Here is a 1311-nt window from a genome sequence, read left to right on the forward strand (position 1 = left end):
TGTGCAGACCGGATAGAGAGGTAACACAGTAGACCGGATGGATGGGTGACAGTTCTCTATCGGCTGGAGGAACAGCCGATGCCTTGGCGAGAGAGCTGTGCAGTGGACCAACGGGTTAGCTTCATTTCGGAACATCGAACCGGCTTGTGGACGATGACGGAGCTTTGCGAGCGCTACGAGATAAGCCGCAAGACCGGTTACAAATGGTTGGAGCGCTACCGGCTGGAAGGACCTGGAGGGCTTGCGGATCGCTCGCATGCCGCGCGTGTGCATGGGCGAGCGAGGCCACAGCACATCGTGGATGCGATTGTGGGGCTGCGGCTTGAGCGGCCGAGTTGGGGACCGCGCAAGATCGTGAGCAAGCTTGAGGCTCGTCAAGGAGACGTGGATTGGCCGTCGGCCTCGACGGCCGGGGAGATTCTCAAGCGGGCGGGACTGGTCGACGACCGCAAGGTTCGGCGACGTGCGCCGCCGCGGATGGGGCAACTGACGGTGCCTCAGCATGTGAACCATGTATGGGGCCTCGACCACAAGGGCTGGATCTGGTTGGGCGACGGATCTCGCGTTGAACCGTTCACGGCGACCGATGGCTTCAGCCGCTATTTGATTAGCTTGGCGGCGACGGGCAGTACGCAATATGCCGAGTGCCAAGCGCCGCTGGAACGGGCGTTTCGCGAGTACGGCTTGCCGGAGATCATCCGCTCCGACAACGGCTCGCCGTTCGCCTCGACCGGGATCACCGGTCTGACGGCGCTGTCGGTCTGGTGGATCAAGCTTGGCATCCGCCATGAACGGATTGACCCCGGCCATCCGCAGCAGAATGGCCGGCACGAGCGTTTCCACCTCACGCTTCTGGAAGCCATGCGGCCAACGCCGCCAAACCGGATCGCGCAGGCCCGTCGCTTTGCGGCATTCATGCGCGATTACAACGAGGAGCGGCCGCACGAGTCGCTTGGCCAACGCCCACCTGCCAGCGTCTATCAGCCCTCGCCGCGTGCGATGCCGAGGCGGCTTCCCGAGCCTGATTACCCGGCCGAAGCCGCGGTGCGCCAGGTTCGCTCCAACGGCGAGATCAAATGGCGAGGCGAGCTCATTCACATTTGCAGCGCTCTCGTTGGTGAAGCCGTTGCCGTCGAGGAGACCGAAGACGGAACCTGGCAAGTGCGCTTCTTCAACGTACCGATCGGCATCATCGACCAGAAAACGCGCAAGCTACGGCGCAGCGCCAGCGCCGCGCCGCAGCCGACCAAATCATGAACAACTGTTACCCATCCATCCGGTCTGTTTTGTTACCTATCCATCCGCTGGACA

At 62.6% G+C, this 1311-nt stretch carries 1 protein-coding gene; it reads left to right on the forward strand.

Going from position 1 to position 1311, the window contains the following annotated elements:
- The first annotated feature begins 45 nt into the window (after nucleotides 1-45).
- Nucleotides 46-1257 (forward strand): integrase core domain-containing protein, encoded by a 1212-nt coding sequence (locus tag GA0061098_RS43455; protein WP_245324015.1) that lies wholly within the window; start codon nucleotides 46-48, stop codon nucleotides 1255-1257.
- Nucleotides 1258-1311: the final 54 nt, after the last annotated feature.

It is taken from the genome of Bradyrhizobium shewense, from assembly GCF_900094605.1.
GTDB classification, from domain to species: Bacteria; Pseudomonadota; Alphaproteobacteria; order Rhizobiales; family Xanthobacteraceae; genus Bradyrhizobium; species Bradyrhizobium shewense.